This window comes from Streptosporangium sp. NPDC004631 (assembly GCF_053601935.1).
The window spans coordinates 19,594-41,237 of the sequence record NZ_JBSGCR010000028.1 but is presented as its reverse complement, the minus strand read 5'-3'; the positions used below and the strand labels follow the sequence as shown (position 1 = coordinate 41,237).

The 21,644-nt window shown below is 71.4% G+C and carries 17 protein-coding genes; 10 read left to right on the top strand and 7 right to left on the bottom strand.

What is annotated here, in order from left to right; translation table 11 throughout:
- Nucleotides 1-2 precede the first annotated feature (2 nt).
- From ACWEF2_RS24465 to ACWEF2_RS24445, 5 genes are all read left to right on the top strand, one after another.
- Entirely contained in the window at nucleotides 3-713 is a 711-nt protein-coding gene (locus tag ACWEF2_RS24465; RefSeq protein WP_453818687.1) for a response regulator transcription factor, read from the top strand.
- Nucleotides 713-2,068, top strand: a complete 1,356-nt coding sequence (locus tag ACWEF2_RS24460; protein WP_453818686.1) for a sensor histidine kinase — start codon at nucleotides 713-715, stop codon at nucleotides 2,066-2,068. Before ACWEF2_RS24465 ends, ACWEF2_RS24460 begins: the two co-directional genes overlap by 1 nt.
- A gap of 190 nt (nucleotides 2,069-2,258) precedes the next feature.
- A complete protein-coding gene (locus ACWEF2_RS24455; protein WP_453818685.1) occupies nucleotides 2,259-3,446 on the top strand; it encodes a glycosyltransferase in 1,188 nt (395 codons plus the stop codon).
- A complete protein-coding gene (locus ACWEF2_RS24450) occupies nucleotides 3,443-5,425 on the top strand; it encodes a glycosyltransferase family 39 protein (protein WP_453818684.1) in 1,983 nt (660 codons plus the stop codon). The genes ACWEF2_RS24455 and ACWEF2_RS24450 overlap by 4 nt, the downstream gene beginning before the upstream one ends.
- An 84-nt stretch (nucleotides 5,426-5,509) precedes the next feature.
- Complete coding sequence (locus ACWEF2_RS24445) at nucleotides 5,510-6,142, top strand: TetR/AcrR family transcriptional regulator (RefSeq protein WP_453818683.1); 633 nt, start codon at nucleotides 5,510-5,512, stop codon at nucleotides 6,140-6,142.
- A 15-nt stretch (nucleotides 6,143-6,157) separates the two neighbouring features.
- Here ACWEF2_RS24445 and ACWEF2_RS24440 read toward each other — a convergent pair whose 3' ends face one another.
- The 6 genes from ACWEF2_RS24440 to ACWEF2_RS24415 all read right to left on the bottom strand — a co-directional run bounded on the left by ACWEF2_RS24440 (nucleotide 6,158) and on the right by ACWEF2_RS24415 (nucleotide 12,183).
- Nucleotides 6,158-6,418: a hypothetical protein gene (locus ACWEF2_RS24440; protein WP_355600067.1), complete on the bottom strand. Its 261-nt coding sequence runs from the start codon at nucleotides 6,416-6,418 to the stop codon at nucleotides 6,158-6,160.
- A gap of 67 nt (nucleotides 6,419-6,485) precedes the next feature.
- Nucleotides 6,486-7,337 carry a helix-turn-helix domain-containing protein gene (locus ACWEF2_RS24435; RefSeq protein WP_453818682.1) on the bottom strand — a complete coding sequence of 284 codons (852 nt, stop codon included), beginning with the start codon at nucleotides 7,335-7,337 and terminating at the stop codon, nucleotides 6,486-6,488.
- 151 nt (nucleotides 7,338-7,488) lie between these two features.
- The gene (locus ACWEF2_RS24430) at nucleotides 7,489-7,695 is read right to left on the bottom strand and encodes a hypothetical protein (protein ID WP_355600069.1); all 207 of its coding nucleotides are present in this window, start codon (nucleotides 7,693-7,695) and stop codon (nucleotides 7,489-7,491) included.
- Between the two features lie 258 nt (nucleotides 7,696-7,953).
- Nucleotides 7,954-8,766 (bottom strand): enoyl-CoA hydratase-related protein, encoded by an 813-nt coding sequence (locus ACWEF2_RS24425; RefSeq protein ID WP_453818681.1) that lies wholly within the window; start codon nucleotides 8,764-8,766, stop codon nucleotides 7,954-7,956.
- 94 nt (nucleotides 8,767-8,860) lie between these two features.
- Nucleotides 8,861-10,663, bottom strand: coding sequence for a protein kinase domain-containing protein (locus ACWEF2_RS24420; protein WP_453818680.1), 1,803 nt, complete (start codon nucleotides 10,661-10,663; stop codon nucleotides 8,861-8,863).
- Between the two features lie 158 nt (nucleotides 10,664-10,821).
- Nucleotides 10,822-12,183 (bottom strand): FAD-binding oxidoreductase, encoded by a 1,362-nt coding sequence (locus ACWEF2_RS24415; protein WP_453818679.1) that lies wholly within the window; start codon nucleotides 12,181-12,183, stop codon nucleotides 10,822-10,824.
- A 292-nt stretch (nucleotides 12,184-12,475) separates the two neighbouring features.
- Between ACWEF2_RS24415 and ctaD the strand changes: the two genes are divergently transcribed.
- The 3 genes from ctaD (at nucleotide 12,476) to ACWEF2_RS24400 (ending at nucleotide 18,535) form a co-directional block, all read left to right on the top strand.
- Complete coding sequence (gene ctaD / locus ACWEF2_RS24410) at nucleotides 12,476-14,146, top strand: aa3-type cytochrome oxidase subunit I (protein WP_453818678.1); 1,671 nt, start codon at nucleotides 12,476-12,478, stop codon at nucleotides 14,144-14,146.
- Between the two features lie 521 nt (nucleotides 14,147-14,667).
- The gene (locus tag ACWEF2_RS24405; RefSeq protein WP_453818677.1) at nucleotides 14,668-17,442 is read left to right on the top strand and encodes an immune inhibitor A domain-containing protein; all 2,775 of its coding nucleotides are present in this window, start codon (nucleotides 14,668-14,670) and stop codon (nucleotides 17,440-17,442) included.
- 154 nt (nucleotides 17,443-17,596) lie between these two features.
- Entirely contained in the window at nucleotides 17,597-18,535 is a 939-nt protein-coding gene (locus ACWEF2_RS24400) for a diacylglycerol/lipid kinase family protein (protein ID WP_453818676.1), read from the top strand.
- A gap of 89 nt (nucleotides 18,536-18,624) precedes the next feature.
- Here ACWEF2_RS24400 and mads6 read toward each other — a convergent pair whose 3' ends face one another.
- Nucleotides 18,625-20,037: a methylation-associated defense system protein kinase MAD6 gene (gene mads6, locus ACWEF2_RS24395; protein ID WP_453818675.1), complete on the bottom strand. Its 1,413-nt coding sequence runs from the start codon at nucleotides 20,035-20,037 to the stop codon at nucleotides 18,625-18,627.
- 225 nt (nucleotides 20,038-20,262) lie between these two features.
- Between mads6 and ACWEF2_RS24390 the strand changes: the two genes are divergently transcribed.
- Entirely contained in the window at nucleotides 20,263-20,664 is a 402-nt protein-coding gene (locus ACWEF2_RS24390) for a phage holin family protein (RefSeq protein WP_453818674.1), read from the top strand.
- Complete coding sequence (locus ACWEF2_RS24385) at nucleotides 20,661-21,392, top strand: DUF3618 domain-containing protein (RefSeq protein ID WP_453818673.1); 732 nt, start codon at nucleotides 20,661-20,663, stop codon at nucleotides 21,390-21,392. Before ACWEF2_RS24390 ends, ACWEF2_RS24385 begins: the two co-directional genes overlap by 4 nt.
- Nucleotides 21,393-21,644 lie beyond the last annotated feature (252 nt).

The window sequence follows — 21,644 nt, the reverse complement described above, 5'->3', positions numbered from 1 at the left end:
CCATGGGCGACGGTGAGGCGGCGCGGGTGCTGGTCGTGGACGACGAGCCCGCGCTCAGGGAGGCGCTCCAGAGCAGCCTGGAGTTCGAGGGGTACCGGGTCGGGCTGGCCTCCGACGGCCTGGCCGCGCTGGAGACCCTGAGGCGGGAGCCGTACGATCTGGTGCTGCTCGACGTGATGATGCCCCGGCTGGACGGGCTCACCGCCTGCCGCAGGCTCCGGGCCGCGGGCAACCACGTGCCGGTGCTCATGCTCACCGCCCGCGACGCGGTGGGTGACCGGGTGTCGGGGCTGGACGCGGGGGCCGACGACTACCTGGTCAAGCCGTTCGAGCTGGACGAGCTGCTGGCCCGGGTGCGGGCGCTGCTGCGGCGCGGCGCCCTGGCCGCGCCCGCCGCCTCGGATGACGGGGGCGGTGTCCTCGTCTACGGCGATCTGCGGATGGACACCGCCGGTCGCGAGGTCATCCGGGCCGGTGAGCAGCTGGAGCTGACCCGGACCGAGTATCTGCTGCTGGAGCTGTTCATGACCCACCCCCGTCAGGTCCTCACCCGCGAGCAGATCCTCAACCAGGTGTGGGGCTTCGACTTCGAGCCGTCCTCCAACTCCCTCGACGTCTACGTCATGTATCTGCGCCGCAAGACCGAGGGCGTGGGCCGCCCCCGCCTGATCCACACCGTCCGCGGTGTCGGCTACGTGCTGCGGACCCCCTGATGAGCCGCCGCCGCTCCCTGCGCTCCCGGCTCACCCTGCTGGTCACGGCGGCGGTCGCGCTGGCGATCGCGGTGTGCGCGGCTGTCTGCTGGTTCATTGTCAGGGGCGAGCTGCTCGGTCAGGTGGAACGCTCCCTGGACGTGCCCAAGGGGCCGCAGGGCGTCGAGTGGATCGGGCAGTACTGCTCGGGGGCCGTCGTCGGCCGCATGCCGCCGCCGCCCCGCTTCCAGCTCCTCCAGGTGATCGACGCGGGCGGCGGCAGATGCGTCGTCGGCACCACCGGCGTCAGGGTCGTCCCGTCCGACCGGACCCTGGTGGGGGCGCCGGAGGGGAGTGGGGAGTTCCGGGACGGCGTGACGGACGACGGGGCTCCGGTCCGTGTGCTGGTCAGAAGCGTCGGGTCCGGGCTGGCGGTGATGGAGGCACGGCCGCTGGCCGAGTTCCAGTCCACCCTGGCCACGCTCGCCTGGATCCTCGCCGGGGTCGCCGCACTCGGTGTGGTCGGCGCGGCCTCCGCCGGGCTGCTCGTCTCCCGTACGGCGCTGCGCCCGGTCGGCCGTCTGGCCGAGGCGGTCGAGCACGTGGCCAGGACCGAGGACCTCGGCACCCGCATACCGGTCGAGGGCACCGACGAGATCGCCAGGCTCGGCGCCTCCTTCAACGCGATGACCGCCGCGCTGGCCGGGTCCCGTGAACGCCAGCGGAGGCTGATCGCCGACGCGGGGCACGAGCTGCGCACCCCGCTCACCAGCCTGCGCACCAACGTCGATCTGCTGCTGCGCAGCGAGAACACCGGCCGGCCGCTGGACCCGGCCGCCAAGCGCAGGCTGCTGGCCGGCCTCAAGGCCCAGTTCGAGGAGATGTCCACGCTGGTGGGGGACCTGCTTCAGCTCTCGCGCCCGGCGGACGAGCACGAGCCGTACATCGAGGTCGCCTTCCACGACGTGGTCGGGTCGGCCGTGCGCCGGGCCGGGCTCCGCGCCCCGAACACCCCGATCGACGCCGATCTGGAGTCGTGGTACGTCCACGGTGATCCGGCCGCCCTGGAGCGGGCCGTGGTGAACCTGCTCGACAACGCGGTGAAGTTCTCCACGGGGCCGGTGACCGTGCGGCTCGGCGACGGCGAGCTGACCGTCAGGGATCACGGTCCGGGTATCCCCGCCGACGAGCTGCCGTACGTGTTCGACCGGTTCTGGCGCTCCCCCTCGGCGCGGAGCATGCCGGGTTCGGGGCTGGGGCTGGCCATCGTGGCGCAGGCCGTGAGGGACGCCGAAGGGGAGGTCGTCCTGGAGAACGCGGCGGGCGGCGGGACCGTCGCCCGGGTGCGGCTGCCCGGCTCCCCTGCCAGGGGCTGACGACCCGCGCCGGAAGGCGGTCGCTGTCCGCCTGTTTCCCTATCGGATCTATCTAGTTCCGGTCATTCTGTGATTTGCCGGTTTTTCTCACCGGACGTTAACGATCGGCTCAGGCCCGTTCAAGATCACTTGATCAGCCTGGGGGCATGAGAGATCCGAGTCGTCACCCCTGGGGGGCAGCGTGAAGCAGATGACCGCACCCGCACGCACCCGGCTGGTCGAGATCGTCATCCCCGTCCACAACGAGCAGCGGGTGCTCGCCGAGAGCGTCCGCCGCCTGCACGCCTATCTCACCGCCGAGTTCCCCTACGGCTTCCGCATCACGATCGCCGACAACGCCAGCACCGACGCCACCTGGCCGATCGCCACCGGCCTGAGCCGGGAACTGCCGCGGGTGAGCGCCGTCCACCTGGACGGCAAGGGGCGGGGGCGGGCGCTGCGCCTGGTGTGGTCGGCCAGCGACGCCGACGTGGTCGGCTACATGGACGTGGATCTCTCCACCGACCTCGACGCCTTCCTGCCGCTGGTGGCGCCGCTCCTGTCGGGCCACAGTGACCTGGCCATCGGCACCCGGCTGTCCAGGGGCGCCAACGTGGTCCGCGGGCCGAAGCGGGAGTTCATCTCGCGGACCTACAACCTGCTGCTCCGCTCGGCCCTCGGCGCCCGCTTCTCCGACGCCCAGTGCGGCTTCAAGGCGGCCCGCACCGAGATCGCCCAGGCGCTGTTGCCCGCCGTCGAGGACGAGGAGTGGTTTTTCGACACCGAACTGCTCCTGCTCGCCGAGCGGCACGGCCTGCGCATCCACGAGGTGCCCGTCGACTGGGTGGACGACTCCGACAGCCGGGTGGACATCCTCAGAACCGCCCTGGACGACCTGCGGGGGATGGCCAGGATGGCGCGGAAGACCCTGTCGGGCGCGGTCAGGATTCCGGTGCCGCCGCGTGTCCAGCTGGCCCGGCTGCCGGAGGGCATGGCCAGGCAGCTGCCCGTCTTCGCCGTCATCGGCGTGGTCAGCACCCTGGCGCACCTGGGTCTCTTCGTCCTCCTGCGGCCGGTGATGCCCGCCGTGGTCGCTAACGGCGTGGCCATGCTCGTCACCGCCGTCGCCAACACCGCGGCCAACCGCCGCTTCACCTTCGGCGTCACCGGCCGCGCCGGCGCCGTACGCCACCAGCTCGGAGGAGGGCTGGCCTTCCTCGTCGGCCTCCTGCTGAGCACCGGCGGCCTGGCCCTGCTGGACCGGTTCGCCCCCGACGCCCCCACCGCCGCCGAGGCCGTCGCGCTCGTCGCCGCCAACGCCCTCGCCACCCTGGTCCGCTTCCTCCTGCTGCGCGCCTGGGTCTTCAATCCGCGCCGGACCGGCGGAGGCACCCGATGACCGCCCATCCCGGCACCGGAGCCCCCCGCTGGGCGCGCCCGGCGCTGTGGGGGGTGCTCGCGCTGGCCGCGGTCCTCTACTGCTGGGCGCTCGGCCGTAACGGCCACGCCAACGACTACTACTCGGCGGCGATCCTGTCGGGCACCCGGAGCTGGAAGGCGTTCTTCTTCGGGGCGCTGGACGCCGGGTCGTTCATCACCGTGGACAAGCCGCCGCTCGCGCTCTGGGTGATGGGGCTCTCCGCGAGGGTGTTCGGGTTCGGCACGTGGAGCATGCTCCTGCCCCAGGCCCTCGCGGGCGTCGCCGCCGTCGGCGTGGTCCACTCGGCCGTACGGCGCGCCCTGCCCGGCACGCCCGGTCACGCGGCCGGGCTGGTCGCGGCCCTGGTGATGACGTTGACCCCGATCACGGTGGCGATCAACCGGGACAACAACCCCGACACCGTTCTCGTGCTGCTCCTGGTCCTGGCCGCCTGGTGCTGCCAGGAGGCGATCCGTGCCGGTCGCACGCGCCTTCTCGTCCTGTCGGCCGTCCTCGTCGGCCTCGCCTTCAACACCAAGATGCTCCAGGCGTACCTGGTGCTCCCGCCTCTGGCCCTTGTCTACCTCGCCGCGGCTCCGGGTACGGTGCCGCGCCGTCTCGTCCGCCTGCTCGGGGCCGGGGCCGCACTGGTGGTCTCCAGCGCCTGGTGGATGGTGATCGTGGACCTCTGGCCCGCCGTGAGCCGCCCCTATGTCGGAGGCAGCACCGACAACTCCGCCTGGGACCTGGTCGTCGGCTACAACGGCCTCGGCCGGATCCTCGGCGGCGGGTTCGGCGACGGTGCCCCGGGCGGCCTTGCCCGAGACCTCCCTGTAGCCCCCGCCGGGGACCTCGGCGGTCCGTCCGCCGTTCCCGGCGGGTTCGGCGGTCCCGGTGGCGGGTTCGGTGGCGCGTCCGGCGCCGGGCGCCTCTTCAACGACGTCATGGCCGGGCAGATCTCCTGGCTGCTGCCCTTCGCCGTGATCGCCCTGGTCGCCGGGGTGGCCCTGACGGCCCGGCGACCCCTCGGCGGCGCCCGCCCCGCCCTGCTGCTCTGGGGCGGCTGGCTCGTGGTGCACTACGTGGTGTTCAGTTTCTCCCGCGGCACCTTCCACCCCTACTACTCCACCGCCATGGCCCCGGCCGTCGCGGCCCTGACCGGTATCGGCGGGGTGCTCATGTGGCGGGCCCGCCGGCAGGCCGGGGTCTGGGGATGGGCACTGCCCGTGGGCATCGCGGTCACCGGGGCGTGGTCCTTCGCGGTGCTCCGCCGTACCCCGGACTTCGTGCCCTGGCTGGCCTGGACGGTGGCCGGTACGGCGGTGGCCGCGGTGATCGGCCTGCTCGCGGCCAGGCCGGGCCGCGCTCCCCGGCGGCGGCTCGCCGCGGTCACCCTGGCCGCGGTCCTGGTCGCGGGCCTCGCCGGTCCGGCGGCCTACGCCGTGACCCCGCTGGGCTCGGCGGTCAACGGCACCAACCCCACCGCGGGCCCCGGCGGAGGCGGTTTCGGCGGCATACGGGGACCCGGCATGGTGCCCGACGGCCGCCCGCAGGGGTTTTCGGCCGGCCGGATGCGCGGTGGCCCCGGCGGAGCCGTGGACCAGAAGATGATCGTCTACCTGCGCGCGAACCTGGGCGAGGCGACCTGGCTGGTGGCGGTGGGCAGTGCGCAGAGCGCCTCGTCGATCATCTTGTCCACCGGTCTGCCCGCCATCGCCATGGGTGGTTTCACCGGTGGCGACCCGGCCATGACCGTGGACCGGCTGAAAGGACTCCTCGCCTCCGGCCGTCTCCGCTACCTGCTGCCCGGTGAGGACCGGGGCGGCCCCGACGGGGGTGGATCCGCGGTGGCCGGGTGGGCGCGGGCCAACTGCGCCGTCGTCGCCCCCGCCGAGTACGGCGGGGTCCAGCAGGGCCGGTCGCTCTACGACTGCGGTACCGTCGCGACCGAATCGTAGGCCCGGTCGCGGTCGAGAACGGTTAACCGATCGGTTGACCAGTGGTAACGAGGCCTTGCGGTCACGCTGCTGTAGTCTTGCGCGGTGCAAAGCGGAGGAGCGCGCGGTAGCCGCGCGGACCAGGCCGACCACCGCCGGGCGGAGCTGCTCGAAGCCACCCGGCGGGTCGTGCTGGAGCGAGGGCTGGCCAGCACCCGCGTCGCGGACATCGCCAGGGCGACCAACGTGAGCGGTGGTCTGATCCACTACCACTTCGCCACCAAGGACGACCTCATCACCGCGATGCTCCGCAGCACCAGCGGGGCGGAGGTCCAGCGGCTGAAGGAGATCGTCACGGATCCGGGGACCGCCGTCGAGCGGCTCGACCGGGTCCTGCGCTTCTACATCCCGGCGTCCAGGTCGGATCAGAGCTGGATTCTCTGGCTCGACGCCTGGGCCGTCGGGGTGCGCGAGGCGCACGTCCGGGCCATCCTGCTGGAGTTGGAGGGCGCCTGGATCGAGACCCTGGCGGAAGTGATCACGGAGGGTGTGACGGCGGGCGAGTTCGTCTGCGACGACCCCGAGGGGGCGGCCGAGCGGATCGACGGCATGCTCGACGGCCTGGTGGTCCGCTACACCCTGCACGCCGGCAACATGTCCCGGGGCCGGCTGCTGCACCACGCCAGGGTGGCCGCCGCCCGGGAGGTCGGGCTGGACCCCGCGATCTTCGAGGGCTGACCTCCTCGAAGGGGGTCAGGCGGGCAGCGCGGCGAGCAGGAAGGCCAGGCGGGCGGCGGCGTCCTCCACGTTGTCGGCGCTGCCGAGCCGGTAACCCCACGAGGTGATGAATCCGCCGTCCTGGGAGCAGGTCACGGTCTCGACCAGGGTGTTGCTGAAGCGGTTACGGATGCACACGTAGGCGGGATCTCCGATCGACACCCTCTGCACCGCCAGATCGGCGTGCTGACGGGTCGCCATGGCGAACCTTTCCAGGCAGGAAAGCATGTCAAGCATCGTGCGTCACCTCCGTCTCGACAGAGAATTGCACGATCTTGGGAGGTTAATCAAGCAATTGCGAAGACTAATCCGCTGATTGTTTCGCGAAGTCCTCAAGGACCCGCACGATCACCGCCCTGGCCTCCTCCCGGAAACACGCCACGTCCTGGAACTCCTCGAAGGTCCGCTCGTAGAAGGCGACGTCCTCCGGATCGCGCAGGACCAGGTCCCGGGTCCTGGTGGGCACCGCCACCTGATCCCCGTCGTAGATCCAGAAGCCGTTGAGCAGCGCGGACGGGAGCGGGCTCTCGAAGGGGATCACCCCGAACTCCACGTTCGGGAGCGTGGTCACGGCGAGCAGCCGGTCCAGCTGGCCGCACATCACCTCCTGCGGTGCCAGCCGGTAGCGCAGCGCGGCCTCGGGCAGGATGAAGCGGAACCTCCGCCCCTGGTCGTAGAGGATCTCCTGGCGCTGCATGCGCACCCGGATGGCGGTGTCGATCTCGTCGGGCGCGTTGTAGAGGCGTTTGATCCGGGTGAAGATGCTCCGGGCGTACTCGGTGGTCTGCAGCAGGCCGATGATCACGCCTGGTTCGAACACCCGGAACATCGTGGTCCGCCCCTCCAGGTCGCGTATGTCCTCCTGGAGCGCGGCCAGACCGCTGCGGTGCCGCTGGCGCCAGGAGTCCTGGCGCTCCAGCAGGCCGGCTGCCTGTTCGACCAGCTCCTCGACGACCTCGGGGGTGGCCTCCACCACCCGCCCCCAGAGGGTGATGTCGTCCTCGGTGGCGGTCTGACGCGCGTTCTCGATCCGGGAGACCTTGGAGGGCTGCCACCTCAACCGCTCGGCCAACTCCTTGCCGGACAGCTGCGCGGCCTCGCGCAGCTGGCGGAGCTGGATACCCAGCTCCGTCCGGACCTGCTGGAACTCGCTCACCCGATCTCCTCCGCCGGCAGTCGGGGCACAGCGCCCCCGCCGCTGCCGGCTCGCCTGTTCCGCGCGCTCACTTCATCTTCCGCATGGTGCGCATGAGGGTAGATCGGGGAGCGGGTCCCACCATAGAGGACTCCCCAATCGTGATCAATATTTACGAAAGAACGTGGCGCGCGATGTCGGAGATAAGCTCGCGGGGAACCTCGATCACCGCCTCACCGGCCAGAACGTGGCGGAGATCGGACAGTGCGTCGGCGTCGGTGACCTGAAGCCCCTGGACGACGATGGTGCCGCGGTCGGTCTCGTAGAGAGAGGGGCAGGCGCCCGCCTCCGAGGTGGAGCCGAGAAATCGCAGACGCATGAGTATTTCCTTCCCCGATCCAGCATCTTCGTGCAATTGTCGGCAATCCTAGAGTTTGAAAGGTTACGGGAAGGTTTCGATAGCTGGACCACCTTCATTGCGCTCAGGCGGCGGATGAACCGGATGTTCGCTGCGCCGGAGGGGCTTGAGTGCCCGAGATCATGACCGGCGAGGTGTGACCGACCCGTCGTCGAGGTCCGGTCGGGGCCCGACCGGGGCGGGCGGGCCCCGGCAGGCCGGACTCCCCCCGCCGCGGCGTCAGGACCCTTCCGGCCCCGGGACCCAGGAGGCCGGCCTTTTCTGCGTGAAGGCGGCGATGCCCTCCTGCCCCTCGGCCGAGGTGAAACGCTGGGCCGACAGCTCGGCCATCCGGCGCATCCCCTCCTCCATCGGCAGGGCGGGCACGGTCCGCACGAGCTGCTTGGTGAGCGCCAGCGCCTCGGGGCCGCCGCGCAGCAGCATGTCGGTGTAGTGGGCGACCGTGCCGTCCAGGTTCTCCTGAGGCACGGCCCGGGTGAGCAGGCCGATCTCCTGCGCGCGGGCGGCGTCGAAGACCTCCCCGGTGAGCAGGTACTCGGCCGCGGCCCGGGGGTCGAGCCGCCGCAGCACGGTCACCGAGATCATCGCGGGGACCACGCCCAGCCGTACCTCGGTGAACGCGAACGACGCCGAGTCCGGCGCGATCGCGAAGTCGCACGCCGCCACCAGGCCCAGTCCTCCGGCGCGCGCGGTGCCGTTCAACCGGCAGACGACCGGCTTGGGGCTCTCCCAGATGAGACTCATGATCCCCGGGAAGGAGGCGGTGACCGGCGCCTCGTGGGCGTTGCCCGGCTCGACCCGCTGCTCCTTGAGGTCCGCGCCGGCGCAGAACACCGGTCCGGTCCCGGTGAGCACGATCACCCGTACCCTCTCGTCGGCCAGCGCCCAGTTGAGCCGGTCCTCCAGATCGCCCAGAAGCCGTACGGACAGCGCGTTACGGTTGCGCGGGGAGTCCAGGGTGATCGTCGCGACCCCGGCGGAGACCTCCCGGCGCACCAGGCGCTCCACCGGCCAGCCCACGTCGCTGCTCATCGAATCTCCTTGATCACGGCCGGTACGGCTCCCGCCTCGACGCACAGCACGGTACCCGGCGCGGGGGCCGGCGGGGAGCCCGGGGCGTCCGTGCTCAGCCGCAGTGGCTCCAGCCGCTCTTCCACGACAGGGTGCCGTGCGAGCCGCCCCAGATCACGCACCTCTTGGCGGCGGCGAGCCGTACCGGGCCGGCGTAAACGGTGAAACTGCCCGGATTGCCGCCCGACGGGCCGCCCTGGACCTGGAGCGTCGCATTCATCTTGATCTTTCCGGGGATCACGTACCTGGACATGGTGACGACGCAGTTCTTGCCCGCGGCGGAGCTGTAGAGCAGGTAGACGGTCGCGGTGCCGCCACCGAGGGCCCTGGAGTCGATCACCTTGTAGCCCGAGCCGCAGACGCCGGCCGCGGTGTAGGGGTTGGGCTTCGGTGGCGCGGTCGTCGGTTTCACCGTTGGCTTCACCGTCGGTTTGACGGTGGGCTTCACGGTGGGCGCGGTCGTGGGTTTGACGGTGGGTGTGAGCGTCGGTCTGGCCGTGGGTTTGACGGTGGGCTTCACGGTGGCGGACGGCTCGACCGGCACCCGCGTCTCCGGAGTCCCCCGGCTCGGCTCCGGAGACCCGCTCGGGTCTCCGCTCGCCCTCTTGGTGGGGGCGTGGGTGGGCGCCGGGGACGGGGCGGCCGTCCGCCGGGACACCGGGGCGCCGGTGTCGCGGACGGCGGGCGCGGTGGCCCTCCCGTCCGGGCTGTCCGGACCGCCTGGGCTCGGCCGGGGAGACTCCCGCGCCGGGGTCGGCGTGCCGGGGGTGAGCGGCCTCGGTCTCTCGGCCGCCTGTGGCGGAGAGACCGACGGCGCGGCCCGCGCGCTGGAGACCTCGCCACCCTGGAGGATCACCACGGCTCCCGCGGCCACGCCGAGCGCGACCACGCCCGCCGCCGCCGCGAGCAGCGGGCCGACCGGCCGCCGCGTCCTCCGCCCGGACTCCGGCGAGACCTGGACCGGCCCAGCGGGTCCGGTGGGAGGTTCGGCGGAGGACCGGGGAGCGGGCTGGGCGCCGGGCGCCGGGGCCCGCCTCCGGAGCGGGGAGGGGATCGTCGCCCCCATCAGGTGGTTGACGAGCTGCTCCGCGGTGGGGCGCAGCGACGGGTCCTTGGACAGGGACGCGGCGACCAGGTGGCGCAGCTGCCCCTCCAACCGGCTCAGATCGGGCTCCACGGTCAGGATCCGGTTCATCACCACGGGGATGGAGTCGGCGCCGAACGCCGGTGTCCCGGTCGCGGCGAAGACCATGGTGACACCCCAGGCGAACACGTCGGCCGCGGCCGTCACCTCGCCCGCGCCGAGCTGCTCGGGGGCGAGATAGGACGGCGTCCCCATCGCCGTCCCGGTCGAGGTCGTCCCGGGGGAGTCCAGTGCCCTGGCGATACCGAAGTCGATCACCACCGGGCCCTCGGGGCCCATCAGCACGTTGGCCGGTTTGAAATCCCGATGCAGGATCCCGGCCCGGTGGATCGCCGACAGGGCGGTGGCCGTGCTGACGGCGAGCCGCTCCAGCGCGGCGCCGTGCCGCGGGCCCTCGCGGTCGACCAGCTGGCGCAGGGACGGGCCGGGTACGTACTCGCTCACGATGTACGGCCGGCTGCCCGCGAGGTCGGTGTGGAGCACGGAGGCGGTACAGAAACGGGCCACCCGCTGGGCGACCGACACCTCCCGCAGGAACCGCGTCCGCGCCTCGGGGTCGGACGCCAGCCCGTGGTGCAGGAGTTTGACCGCGACCTGCTCACCCGTCGGCCCCCGGCCGAGGTAGACGACCCCCTGTCCCCCCGCGCCGAGCCGGCCGATCAGCTCGAACGTCCCGAGCCGCGGAGGATCCTCCGCGGCGAGCGGCTGCACCACAATGACCCCCGACAAAACCTACAAATTGGGTTATGTGTTGCAGAACGCTACCAGCGTGGGCGGTGGTACGGATGAGCTCAGCGGATCCGTCCTCCGGCGCCCCACGGGCCGTCCGGGTGTGCCCGACCGGGCCTGGAGGGGCCGGGACGGCTCGCGGATCAGATGGCCTTGCCGGGGTTGAGGATGCCGAGCGGGTCGAAGACCCGCTTGATCCCGCGCTGGATCTCCTCGGTGACCGGCCCCGCCTCCAGCGAGAGCCAGCGCCGCTTCAGCAGCCCGACACCGTGCTCGCCGGTCAGCGTTCCGCCCATCTCCAGGGCCTCCCTGAAGACCTCGTCCGCCGCCGTCCACACGCTCGGCGGCGGCTCGGCCAGGCCGTGGTCGAAGATGAAGACGGGGTGCAGGTTGCCGTCGCCGGCGTGCGCGGCCGTGGCGATCAGCACGTCGTGCCGGGCCGCGACGGCCTCGATCTTCTCGATCATGTACGGCAGCGCGGAACGCGGCACGCAGACATCCTCCACCAGGCACTTGCCGAGCCGCTCCATCGCCTGGTAGGCCATCCGCCTGACCCCGATCAGCTCCTCGGCCTCCTGCGCGGACGACGACACCGCCACGAAGGGCGAACCGTTCGCCGTGCACAGCTCCGCCATGCGCTCCGCCACCGCCGGGCCGTCCGCCGCGTCCGACTGCGCGATCAGCATCGCCCGGGTGGAGTCCTCCAGCCCGATGTTCCGCCAGTCGTCGATGGCCTTGAGCGTGGTCCGGTCGAGCATCTCCAGCAGCGAAGGACGGCACCCGGCGGCGATGACGGCCGACGCCGCCGCGGCGGCGTCCCCGAGGGAGGTGAACTCGGCCGCGACCGTCGCCGGATAGACCGAGGGCGCCCGGTGCAGCCGTACGGTGGCAGCCGTGATCACCCCGAGCGTCCCCTCCGAGCCCACGAACAGCCCGGTCAGGTCGTAGCCCGTCACCCCCTTCATCGTGCGCCGGCCGGTGTTCATCACCCGTCCGTCCGCCAGCACGACCTCCAGGCCCAGCGTCGAGTCGCGGGTCACGCCGTACTTCACGCACCGCAGCCCGCCCGCGTTGGTCGCCAGGTTGCCGCCGATCGTGGAGATCTCGTAGGAGGAGGGGTCGGGCGCGTACATCAGCCCGTGCTCGCGGGCCGCCCGGTCCAGGTCCGCCGTGATCACGCCGGGCTCGACCACCGCGATCTCGTCGGCGGGGGAGAGCTCTCTGATCGCGCTCATCCGGTGCAGTGCCAGGACGACGCCACCCTCCACCGACGTCGCCCCGCCGGCCAGTCCCGTCCCGGCCCCTCTCGGCACCACGGGTACCCGGTGCCCGGTGGCCCACCTGAGCGTGGCGACCACGTCGTCCCTGGTCTCGGCCAGTACGACGGCGAGCGGCCTGCCCGGTTCGAGGAAGGTCCGGTCCCGGGCGTAGGAGTCGGTCACGTCGGGGTCCGTCAGCACCTTCTCCGAGGTGAGCGCAGCGACAAGGTCGGAAATAACGGTCACAAGGGGACTGTACGGCCTCCTCTCGGGTGGCCGGTCCGTACCGGCCTTCCCCTGGGGGCCGTCACCGCGCCCGCGGTTTCGGGTGACCGGGCCCGCGCGGCGGAAGTCTCCGGGCTCGGGGACGAGGAGCCTCCCGCTTGGCGACAGCGAGGTGAAACTTCGCGCAAGAACGCCCCATGACCTGATTACACCGGGCGCGGGCGGGTGAGGGTCCTACCAAGGGAGTTGACACGGCGGCCCCCAGGGGAGTGCTCGGTGTGTACGGCTGCCGCCCAACCGGAGGGAGCGGGCTGTGACGACTGTGCGACAGCGACCTGTGGCCAGGCCCGGCCGTAGGGGAGCGAAGCTGGCGTCGTGGCTGACCACGACGGACCACAAGGTCATCGGCTACCTGTACATGATCACCTCCTTCCTGTTCTTCCTGCTCGCCGGGGTCATGGCCTTGATCATCCGGGCGGAGCTGGCCCAGCCGGGACTCCAGTACGTCAACAACCACCAGTACAACGCGCTCTTCACCCTGCACGGCACCCTGATGCTGCTGCTGTTCGCCACGCCGCTGTTCGCCGGGTTCGCCAATGTGATCATGCCGCTGCAGATCGGCGCGCCGGACGTGGCGTTCCCCCGGCTGAACATGGTGAGTTACTGGCTGTTCCTGTTCGGCGGGCTCATCGTGCTCACCGGCCTCTTCACCACCGGGGGCGCCGCAGACTTCGGCTGGACGGGATACTCGCCGCTGTCCGCCGGCTTCTCCCCGCAGATGGGCGGGGACCTGTGGATCATGGGGCTGGTGATGTCCGGCCTCGGGACGATCCTCGGCTCGGTCAACTTCATCACCACGATCATCTGCATGCGCGCGCCCGGTATGACGATGTTCCGCATGCCGCTGTTCACCTGGAACGTCCTGCTGACCGGCCTGCTCGTGCTGATCGCCTTCCCGGTGCTCGCCGCCGCGCTGCTGGCCCTGGAGGCCGACCGCAAGCTCGGCACGCACATCTACGCCGCGCGGACCGGCGGATCGCTGCTCTGGCAGCACCTGTTCTGGTTCTTCGGCCATCCCGAGGTGTACATCATCGCCCTGCCGTTCTTCGGCATCGTCACCGAGGTCATCCCGGTCTTCAGCCGCAAACCGATCTTCGGCTACATCGGCCTGGTCGGCGCCACCATCGCGATCGCCGGTCTGTCGATCACCGTGTGGGCGCACCACATGTTCGCCACCGGCCACGTGCTGCTGCCGTTCTTCTCGTTCATGTCGTTCCTCATCGCCATCCCCACCGGGGTGAAGTTCTTCAACTGGGTCGGCACGATGTGGCGCGGGCACCTGACGTTCGAGTCGCCGATGCTGTTCGCCGTCGGCTTCCTGGTCACCTTCCTGTTCGGCGGGCTGACCGGCGTCATCCTGGCCTCGCCGCCGCTGGACTTCCACGTCACCGACTCCTACTTCGTGGTGGCCCACTTCCACTACGTCGTCTTCGGCACCGTGGTCTTCGCCATGTTCGCGGGCTTCTACTTCTGGTGGCCGAAGATGACCGGCAGGATGCTGCACGAAGGCTGGGGGAAGGTCCACTTCTGGCTGCTGTTCATCGGCTTCCACGCCACGTTCCTGGTGCACCACTGGCTCGGCGTCGAGGGCATGCCGCGCCGCTACGCCGACTACAGCGCGATCGACGGCTTCACCGGCCTGAACCTGTTCTCCTCGATCGGTTCCTTCGTGCTCGGCGTCTCCACGCTGCCGTTCCTCTACAACGTCTGGTGGACCGCCCGCCACGCGCCGAGGGTGACCGTGGACGATCCCTGGGGGTTCGGCAACTCCCTGGAGTGGGCGACGTCCTGCCCGCCGCCGCGGCACAACTTCACCTCGCTGCCGCGCATCCGGTCCGAGCGCCCGGCGTTCGACCTGCACTACCCCCGGCTTGAGGCGCCGCCACGCCGGATCGGCCCGGCGGCCCCCGCCGAGGAGACCTGACAGGCATCGGCCTCCTCCCCGCGCCTGAAGGCGGCGGTCCCCCCGCTCAAAGGGTTTCGATGAGGTAAACGGTCGTCCCCCGCCTCGTCCCCGGCGCCGCGCGCCCGGCGCGGGCGTCCAGGGCCGGAGCCCTGTAATCCCCGTGACCCGTCGTTTCAGGCCGGGTACCCGTCACCGGGTGCCCGGCCGCGCGCTGTCCGGAGCCGGGGTCCACTCCGCCGGCCGGGAGCGCGCACTCCGCCGCCCGCGCCGCGTGCTCGGCCGCCTCCCGTCCCGGAGATCGCCTCCGGGACGCCGGACGCCGCCCCTTCACCTCGCTGACCTGCCGTGAAAAGCCTTTCAGGGGAATTGCAGTGAAAATCATCACGATTTCCTGACAAGTTGTGACTGATTACGGTTTCACAACATCATCTGATGACTTTACTGCTGCTTTACCTTCTCGTCTAACGTCCCGCTCGGCGCGTGCATCCGGCGCGCCGGGAACGTCCGCGCCCGGCGAACCCGGGCAGGGAGGGTATGCGTTGTCCAGCAGAGGCAGGGGCGCCAGAAGGCGCCTGCTCGCGATAGTGCCCGTGCTCGGCCTGGCCGCTGCGGGACTGGCGGCGGGCGGTGCGTCGGCGGAGGCCGGCGACTCGGTCGCGCGGTACGAACCGACCGCGGCCGACTACTACATCAACTACGCGCCGCCGAGGGACGAGCCGGAGGTGGGCGACCCGGCCGCCCCCACCTCCGGAGCGCGGAGGATCAGCCCTTCCAAGAAGATCGCCCAGAAGTACTCCGAGGGTAACCCGGTCGCCGCCCGGGTGCTGGCCGCTCGCGAGGCCGAGGCGATCAGGACGGGTCTCAACCCGGCGGACCTCCTGTTCAAGAAGGCCAAGACCGCCAAGAAGGCCAAACTGCTCACGCTGCTGGTGGAGTTCAACGACAAGGCCGACGACGACTTCTCCGGCTTCAAGCGCCCCGCCGACTCCAGAAGTGAGGACCCGGCCGCGTGCGTCGTCGAGCCGCCCGGCACGCTGCTCAACGGCCCCCTGCACAACAGGATCCCCAACCCGGCGTCCCTGTCCCGCAAGGACAACAACAGCTTCTGGGTGCCCGACTTCAGCCCCGGCCACTTCAACAAGATGCTTTACAGCGCGGAGGGCATCACCCAGCGCGTCCGCCCGGACCTGACCGATCCCCGGGACGGCCGCAAGGGCGTCGACATCTCCAAATACACGATGAAGAACATGTACGAGGAGCTTTCCAAGGGCGCCTACACGGTCACCGGCCAGGCCAGCCCGTGGACCAAGGTCCCGCACTCCGAGGCCTACTACGGCGCGCGCGCCTGCGGCAAGGAGGTGCAGGACATGAGCGGCCACCCGGCCAACCCGCTCGGCCCCGGCCAGCTCGCCGTCGACGCGGTGAACGCCCTGGCCGCCGCCGACCCGCACTTCCCCTGGGCCGACTACGACGTCGAGGACGTCGCCGACGCCGACGGTGACGGCGACTTCGCCGAGCCCGACGGCGTGGTCGACCACCTGGTGCTGGTCCACGCCGGCAAGGACAAGTCCTCCGACGGCGGCGCCGAGGGGCCCTACGCGATCTGGGCGCACTCCAGCGCGGTGGCCGGCGGCTACAAGGTCCCCGGCACCGGCGTGAAGATCTCCAACTACATCGTCCAGCCGGAGGACTCCGGCGTCGGCGTGTTCGCCCACGAGTACGGCCACGACCTCGGCCTGCCCGACCTCTACGACACCACGGGCGCCGCCTCCTCGGCCGTCGACTTCTGGGACCTGATGTCCAGCGGCTCCCACAGCGGCCCCCTCTTCCAGTCGATGCCGACCCACATGGGCCTGTGGGACAAGTGGATCCTCGGCTGGGCCAACCCCAAGGTCTTCAACCCCGGTGACCGCGCCCGCGCGGTGACCGTCGGCCAGTCCTCGCGCACGCCCAGGCACACCGAGGACGGCGTCCGGGTGAACGTGGCCGGCACGCCGCTGAAGATGATCGATCCGCACAGCGGCACCAAGATGTGGTGGTCCAACCACGACCAGGAGTGGGCCGACGTCAAGCTCGCCCGCGAGATCCAGGTGCCCGCCGGGACCGACGTGAGGTTCTGGCTCTGGAACAACTACGAGATCGAGCAGGACTGGGACTTCGGCTTCGTCGAGGTCTCCGCCGACGGCGGCGCCACCTGGACCCAGCAGAAGGTCTACACCGAGGGCGGTGCCCTGGTCTCGACCGGCGACGCCTACCCCGACCCCAACAAGAGCCTCTCCAAGTTCGGCGACAGGAAGTACGGCCTCACCGGCGGCACCGCGGGATGGCGGCACGACTACGTCGACCTCACCTCGTTCGCCGGCAGGACCGTCAAGCTCCGGCTGACCTACAACACCGACGCGGCCTTCACCCCGCGCAGCTGGCACACCGACGACTTCGCGCTCACCAACGGCACCCAGACCGTCTGGAGCGACGACGTCGAGGGCGGCGCCAACGGCTGGTCGACGAGCGGCGGCACGTTCACCAACACCCACGGCCAGGGCTGGATCGTCAACGACGGCTCCCGCGAGGTCTCCCGGTTCTACCTCGCCGAGTGGCGCAACCTCGACGGCTTCGACAAGGGCCTGCAGTACGCCTACACCTCCAACTACTCGCGCGACGGCGCCTGGAAGGTGGAGAAGGTCAAGTACAACGCCCCCGGCATGCTCGTCTGGTACCGCGACTCGGCCTTCACCAACAACACCCTCGGCGACAACCTCGAACTGCCGCCGAGCATCGGCTCCAAGGGCAGCCTGCTCCTGGTCGACTCCCACTTCGACCCGCTGCGGCGGACCGGCACGGCCGCGGAGAAGGACCCCACCCGCCTGAAGAACATGCAGGGGCGCGTGCAGACCTCGAACGCGGCCTTCTCCTTCGGCAGGACCTACCCCTTCACCGAGTGCTTCGAAGGGCCGGGCGAGCCCTACAGCGAGTACTGCACCAAGATCGGCGGGCTGCCCGCCGTATCGGAGTTCACCGACGCCAAGACCTGGTACCCGGGCTTCGAATCCCGCGACGGCAGCCTGTTCTACCGTGACTTCGACGCCTCGGCGGTCGTCCCGTCCAAGGGCGACCAGCCGTACAGCACCCGTGTCGTCAACGCCGACGGCAGCCCGGCGACCGACATGTACGGGATCGACCTGGGCAACGGCAACGTCCTGGGCACCGGCGACCCCGGCGACGAGGGCAAGGCCCTGGGTGTCAGGTTCAAGCTGCTCATGCCGCTGCCGGGCAACCTCGGCGCGATCGTCCACGTGACCCCGCCCAGGAAGTAGCCCCGGATCACCGGCAGTGGGCCCCGCCGTCGACGACGGCGGGGCCCTACGATTTCACCGGGAGAACCCCCGGCCTCACCCGGGAGGGCACCCGGCACGAGTTCACCGCCTTCCCCGCCTTCCCGGGGAGGGCGCCCGACCGGAGAGGGGCAGCGTGGGAGAGCTTCGCAGCAAGGCCGAGCACACCGAGGCCGTCCGCACCGAGCGCCGCATCTGCGTGGTGGTCAACACGCGTTCGCGCCGCGGCCGTCGCCTCTACCCCCAGGTGATCAGCACGCTCCGCGCCGAGGGCTTCGAGCCGATCCGCGCCTTCGCCGTGGTCGATCCCCGGCGGCTGCGCGCCACGCTGGACGAGGCCCTGGCCGCCGGACCCGACCTGCTCGTGGTGGGCGGCGGCGACGGCACCCTCAGCGCCGCCGTCAAGCACGTCGCCCACCGTGACGTCGCACTCGGCGTGCTGCCGCTGGGCACCACCAACAACTTCGCCCGCAGTCTCGGCCTTCCGCTGGACCCGCCCGGCGCGATCCGGGTGTTCCGCACCGGCAAGGTCGCCGACATCGACCTGGGCGTCGCCGGTGACAGGGAGTTCGCCAACCTGGCCAGCTTCGGCGTCTCCGTCGAGGTGGCCGGCAAGGTCAAGCCCTGGCTGAAGCGCCTTCTCGGGAGGGCGGCCTACCCGCTCACCGCCCTGACGATCCTCCCCCGCCACCGGCCGTTCCGCGCCTTCATCACGGCGGACGGGCGCCGCCACGAGCTGCTCACCCACCAGCTCAACATCGCCAACGGGCGCTTCCACGGCGGCTGGCAGGTGGCCAGGGACATCAGCATCGACAACGGCAGGCTGGTCGCCTACCAGCTCGGCTCCGGCAAACGTCTCAGGCTCCTGCTGGAGACCCTGGTCCGTGCCACCTCCGGCCGCTGGCGCAGTCTGGCGGGCGGCCCTTTCGTCGTCGGCAGGGAGATCTACCTGGAGACCGACCCCCCGATGGCCGCGGACGTCGACGGCGAGGTCCGCCTGATGACCCCCATCACGATCCGAACCGTTCCCAACGGCCTGCGGGTGATGGTCCCCGACCACTTCGTCGACTCCTGAGCGGCCCCGGGCCGCCCCGCCGGGAGCGTCCCACGCCGGGCTGGCCGGGCCGGGGAGGGGGGCCGCCCCTCCGGACGGCAGGTCCCGGCCTACCGCCCGAGTGAGCGAAGGAGCCGGTTGCGGACCCTGTCGAGCAGGAGGGACTCCCGCTCCGGTGTGAGCCCCTCGCGGGCCCGTCGCAGGTCGCCCAGGGCCTCCACGGCCTTCGGCCGCCTGGCGGGCGTGTGGTCGCGCATGCGCCGCAGCACCTCCACGACCCCCGGCGGGACGCCGTCCACGACGGTCTCGGCGCCGGTTCCCGCCGGGGGCCGCTCACCGGCGAGCAGCCGGAAGGCGATCACTCCGGCCGCGTACACGTCGGCGGCGGCCGTCATCCGCTCGGGCCTGGCCTGGCACTCCGGGGCGACGTAGTGGGCGTCCAGCACGTTGGGCAGCTCGCCTGCCACGGTGTGCGCGCGCGGACCGGGCTTGGCGTAGTCGAACCCGGTCAGCATCGCCCGGCCGTCCTCGGTGACCAGGACGCGGGCCGGGCTGAGCGCCCGGTGGACGACGTTGTTGGCGTGGACGTGGGCGAGCCCCAGCAGCATGTCCTCGACCACGTCGAGCCTGGCGGCGGTGGACAGTGTCCTGCGGGAGGCGGTCAGGTGCAGCTGCAGCGCCTGGCCGTGCACGTCGTCGAGGACCAGGACGAACCGGCTCTCGTCGTCGATCGCGAAGAAGTCGCGGGACCGCACGACACACGGGTGCGGGGGGATCCGGGTGAGGGACTGGTAGGCGTTGGCGATCAGCCGCCGCTCGGCCGCCCGAGGCTCCTTCTCGGCCAGCGGATCGGCCCGGTACACCCGGAGCAGTACCGTCTCGCTCCCCGGGATCGTCGCGCTGGTCGCCCGGTACTCGGTGGTCCGGTTGTCCCCGCCCAGCTGCTCCCGCACCTCCCAGTTGCCGAACCTCGGCGGCGCGGTGGACCGCCGCACGCTGCCGTTCAGCGCCTCGATGATCGCGGTGCGGTACGGCGTCGCGTCCGGCGTGTAGCCGCGCCTGATACGTGAGACGTCGCTCAGCGTGCCGATCAGCCCGGGCAGGTCGGTGACGTGCCGCGAGTCACGGCCGACCGGGTCGACCAGCTCCGTGCCGGGCCCGGTCAGCACGACGACGCTGTCGACGTACACCCGCTCCAGCTCCCGCCGCTCCTGGGTGAGCAGCCCCTTGAGCGCGCGCCCGTTGCCGCGGAGCTTGGCCACCGGGGAACCGAACGCGTCCCGCCGCGCGGGGAACCAGCGCGTTCCGGCGACCTCGATCCGGCCTCGCGTGCCCTTGACGTCGATGAGGCAGAGCGAGTGGCGGGTCATGACGATCACATCGACCTCGAAGGCGTCGTCGCCGCGCGGCACCTCGATGTTGTGCAGCAACAGCCAGTCGTCGGGGGAGTTGTCCCGCAGATGCGCGATGACCCGCCGCTCGGCGTCGTTGACCGGGCGTCCGCCACCGACGATCTGTGCCATTTCTAGCGCGCCGCCCTTCCTCGCCGTGTTCCGAAGCTGGGGCAAGGGTCTCACGACGAGGGCGGCCGTGGCGCGGAGATCAGGGGCGCCGGGAGCGGGGGCGCGGGGAAACGGACCGTACCGACCGGGAAAAGGACGGGCAACGTCACGGTCCATCGCCGCCGGGCGGAGGTTTGCCACGGTGGGAGAGGGTAGACGCCTTCTCCTGGAGGGAGGAGGAATGCCATGAGCAACGGTTCCAAGGACGCCCTGTCCACGGCCGAGCTGATCCGGCAGCTGTCGGAGGAGGTGTCGCGCCTGGTCGGGGACGAACTCCGCCTGGCCAAGCTGGAACTGGCGGAGAAGGGCAGGCACGCGGGGATCGGCGCGGGGCTGTTCGGCGGGGCGGGCGTCGTGGCCCTGTTCGGGGGCGGCTCCCTGGTGGCCGCGGTGATCCTGCTCCTGGCCCAGGCCGTGCCCGGATGGGTGGCCGCCGTGATCGTGGGCGTGGTGCTCCTGGCCGTGGCCGCCCTTCTCGGCCTCCTCGGCAGGCGTCAGGTGGCCGAGGCCACTCCACCGGCTCCCGAGCGGACCATCGAGAGCATCAAGCACGACATCGACGCGGTGAGGGAGAGGGCGCACCGATGACCGAGAACGATCCGGGCAGTGGCGACCACGACATTCCGGATGCCGGAACCGTCGGAGCCCGCCGGGAGGAGGTCGGTACGCCGATCCCCTCCGACGAGCGGATGTCGCTGAACCTCCCGCCGAAGGAACTGGACGGCGTGTCCGTCGCGCACCCCGGCGTGCCGCCGTCCCGGCACGACGGGACACCCCGGCTGCCGGAGGGAACGGCCGGGGGGACCGGAGCCCCGGAGGCCGCCCCCGCGCCGGGGGCCGCCGGGGCGGCCCGCAGGACCGGCGACGTCGGGAGGACCGGCGTTTCCGCGACCGATGCCAGGCCGGACCCTGCCGGGTCGGGCCAGGCCGGGACGGGCGGCGCCGCCGACGGGGCGGACAGCGGGACGAGTAAGGAATCCGTACGGCGGGACATCGAGAGAGACCGTCGTGAACTGGGCGACACCGTGGAGGCTCTGATGCACAAGACCGACGTCAAAGGCCGCGTTCAGGAGACGGCCACCCAGGTGGGCGACGAACTGCGCAGGGTGCGGGCGGCTACGGCCACCACCGCCACCGAGATGGTGGGGCGGGTCAAGGAGGCCACCCCCGTCGAGATCAAGGACGCGGCGGGGCGGGTGACGACCGAGGCCGGCAAGCGTCCCGTCGCGCTCGTCGCGGCGGCGGCCGTGCTCGGGCTGGTCGTGTTCCGCGCGCTGAGCCGCGGCAGGGGCAGGGGCGGGAGAAAGAGGAGGTAGGCCGGGGAGAAGCGGATACACGCGGATCGGCAGGCCGTCTCCGTCTCCGGGGGCGGCCTGCCGCCGTGTTCTCCCGGTGTGCCGCGCGGCGCCCGTCGTGGCCCGCTCGCGAACCTCCTGCCGGGCTTTTCCCGGCGTGCGGCGCGAGGCCCCGGGCCTTGTCCGCACGGCGGTCGAGCCACCCCCTGAACCCCCCGGACCTCGTCCGCACGGCGGTCGAGCCACCTCCGGAGCCCCGGGTCCCGTCCGTAC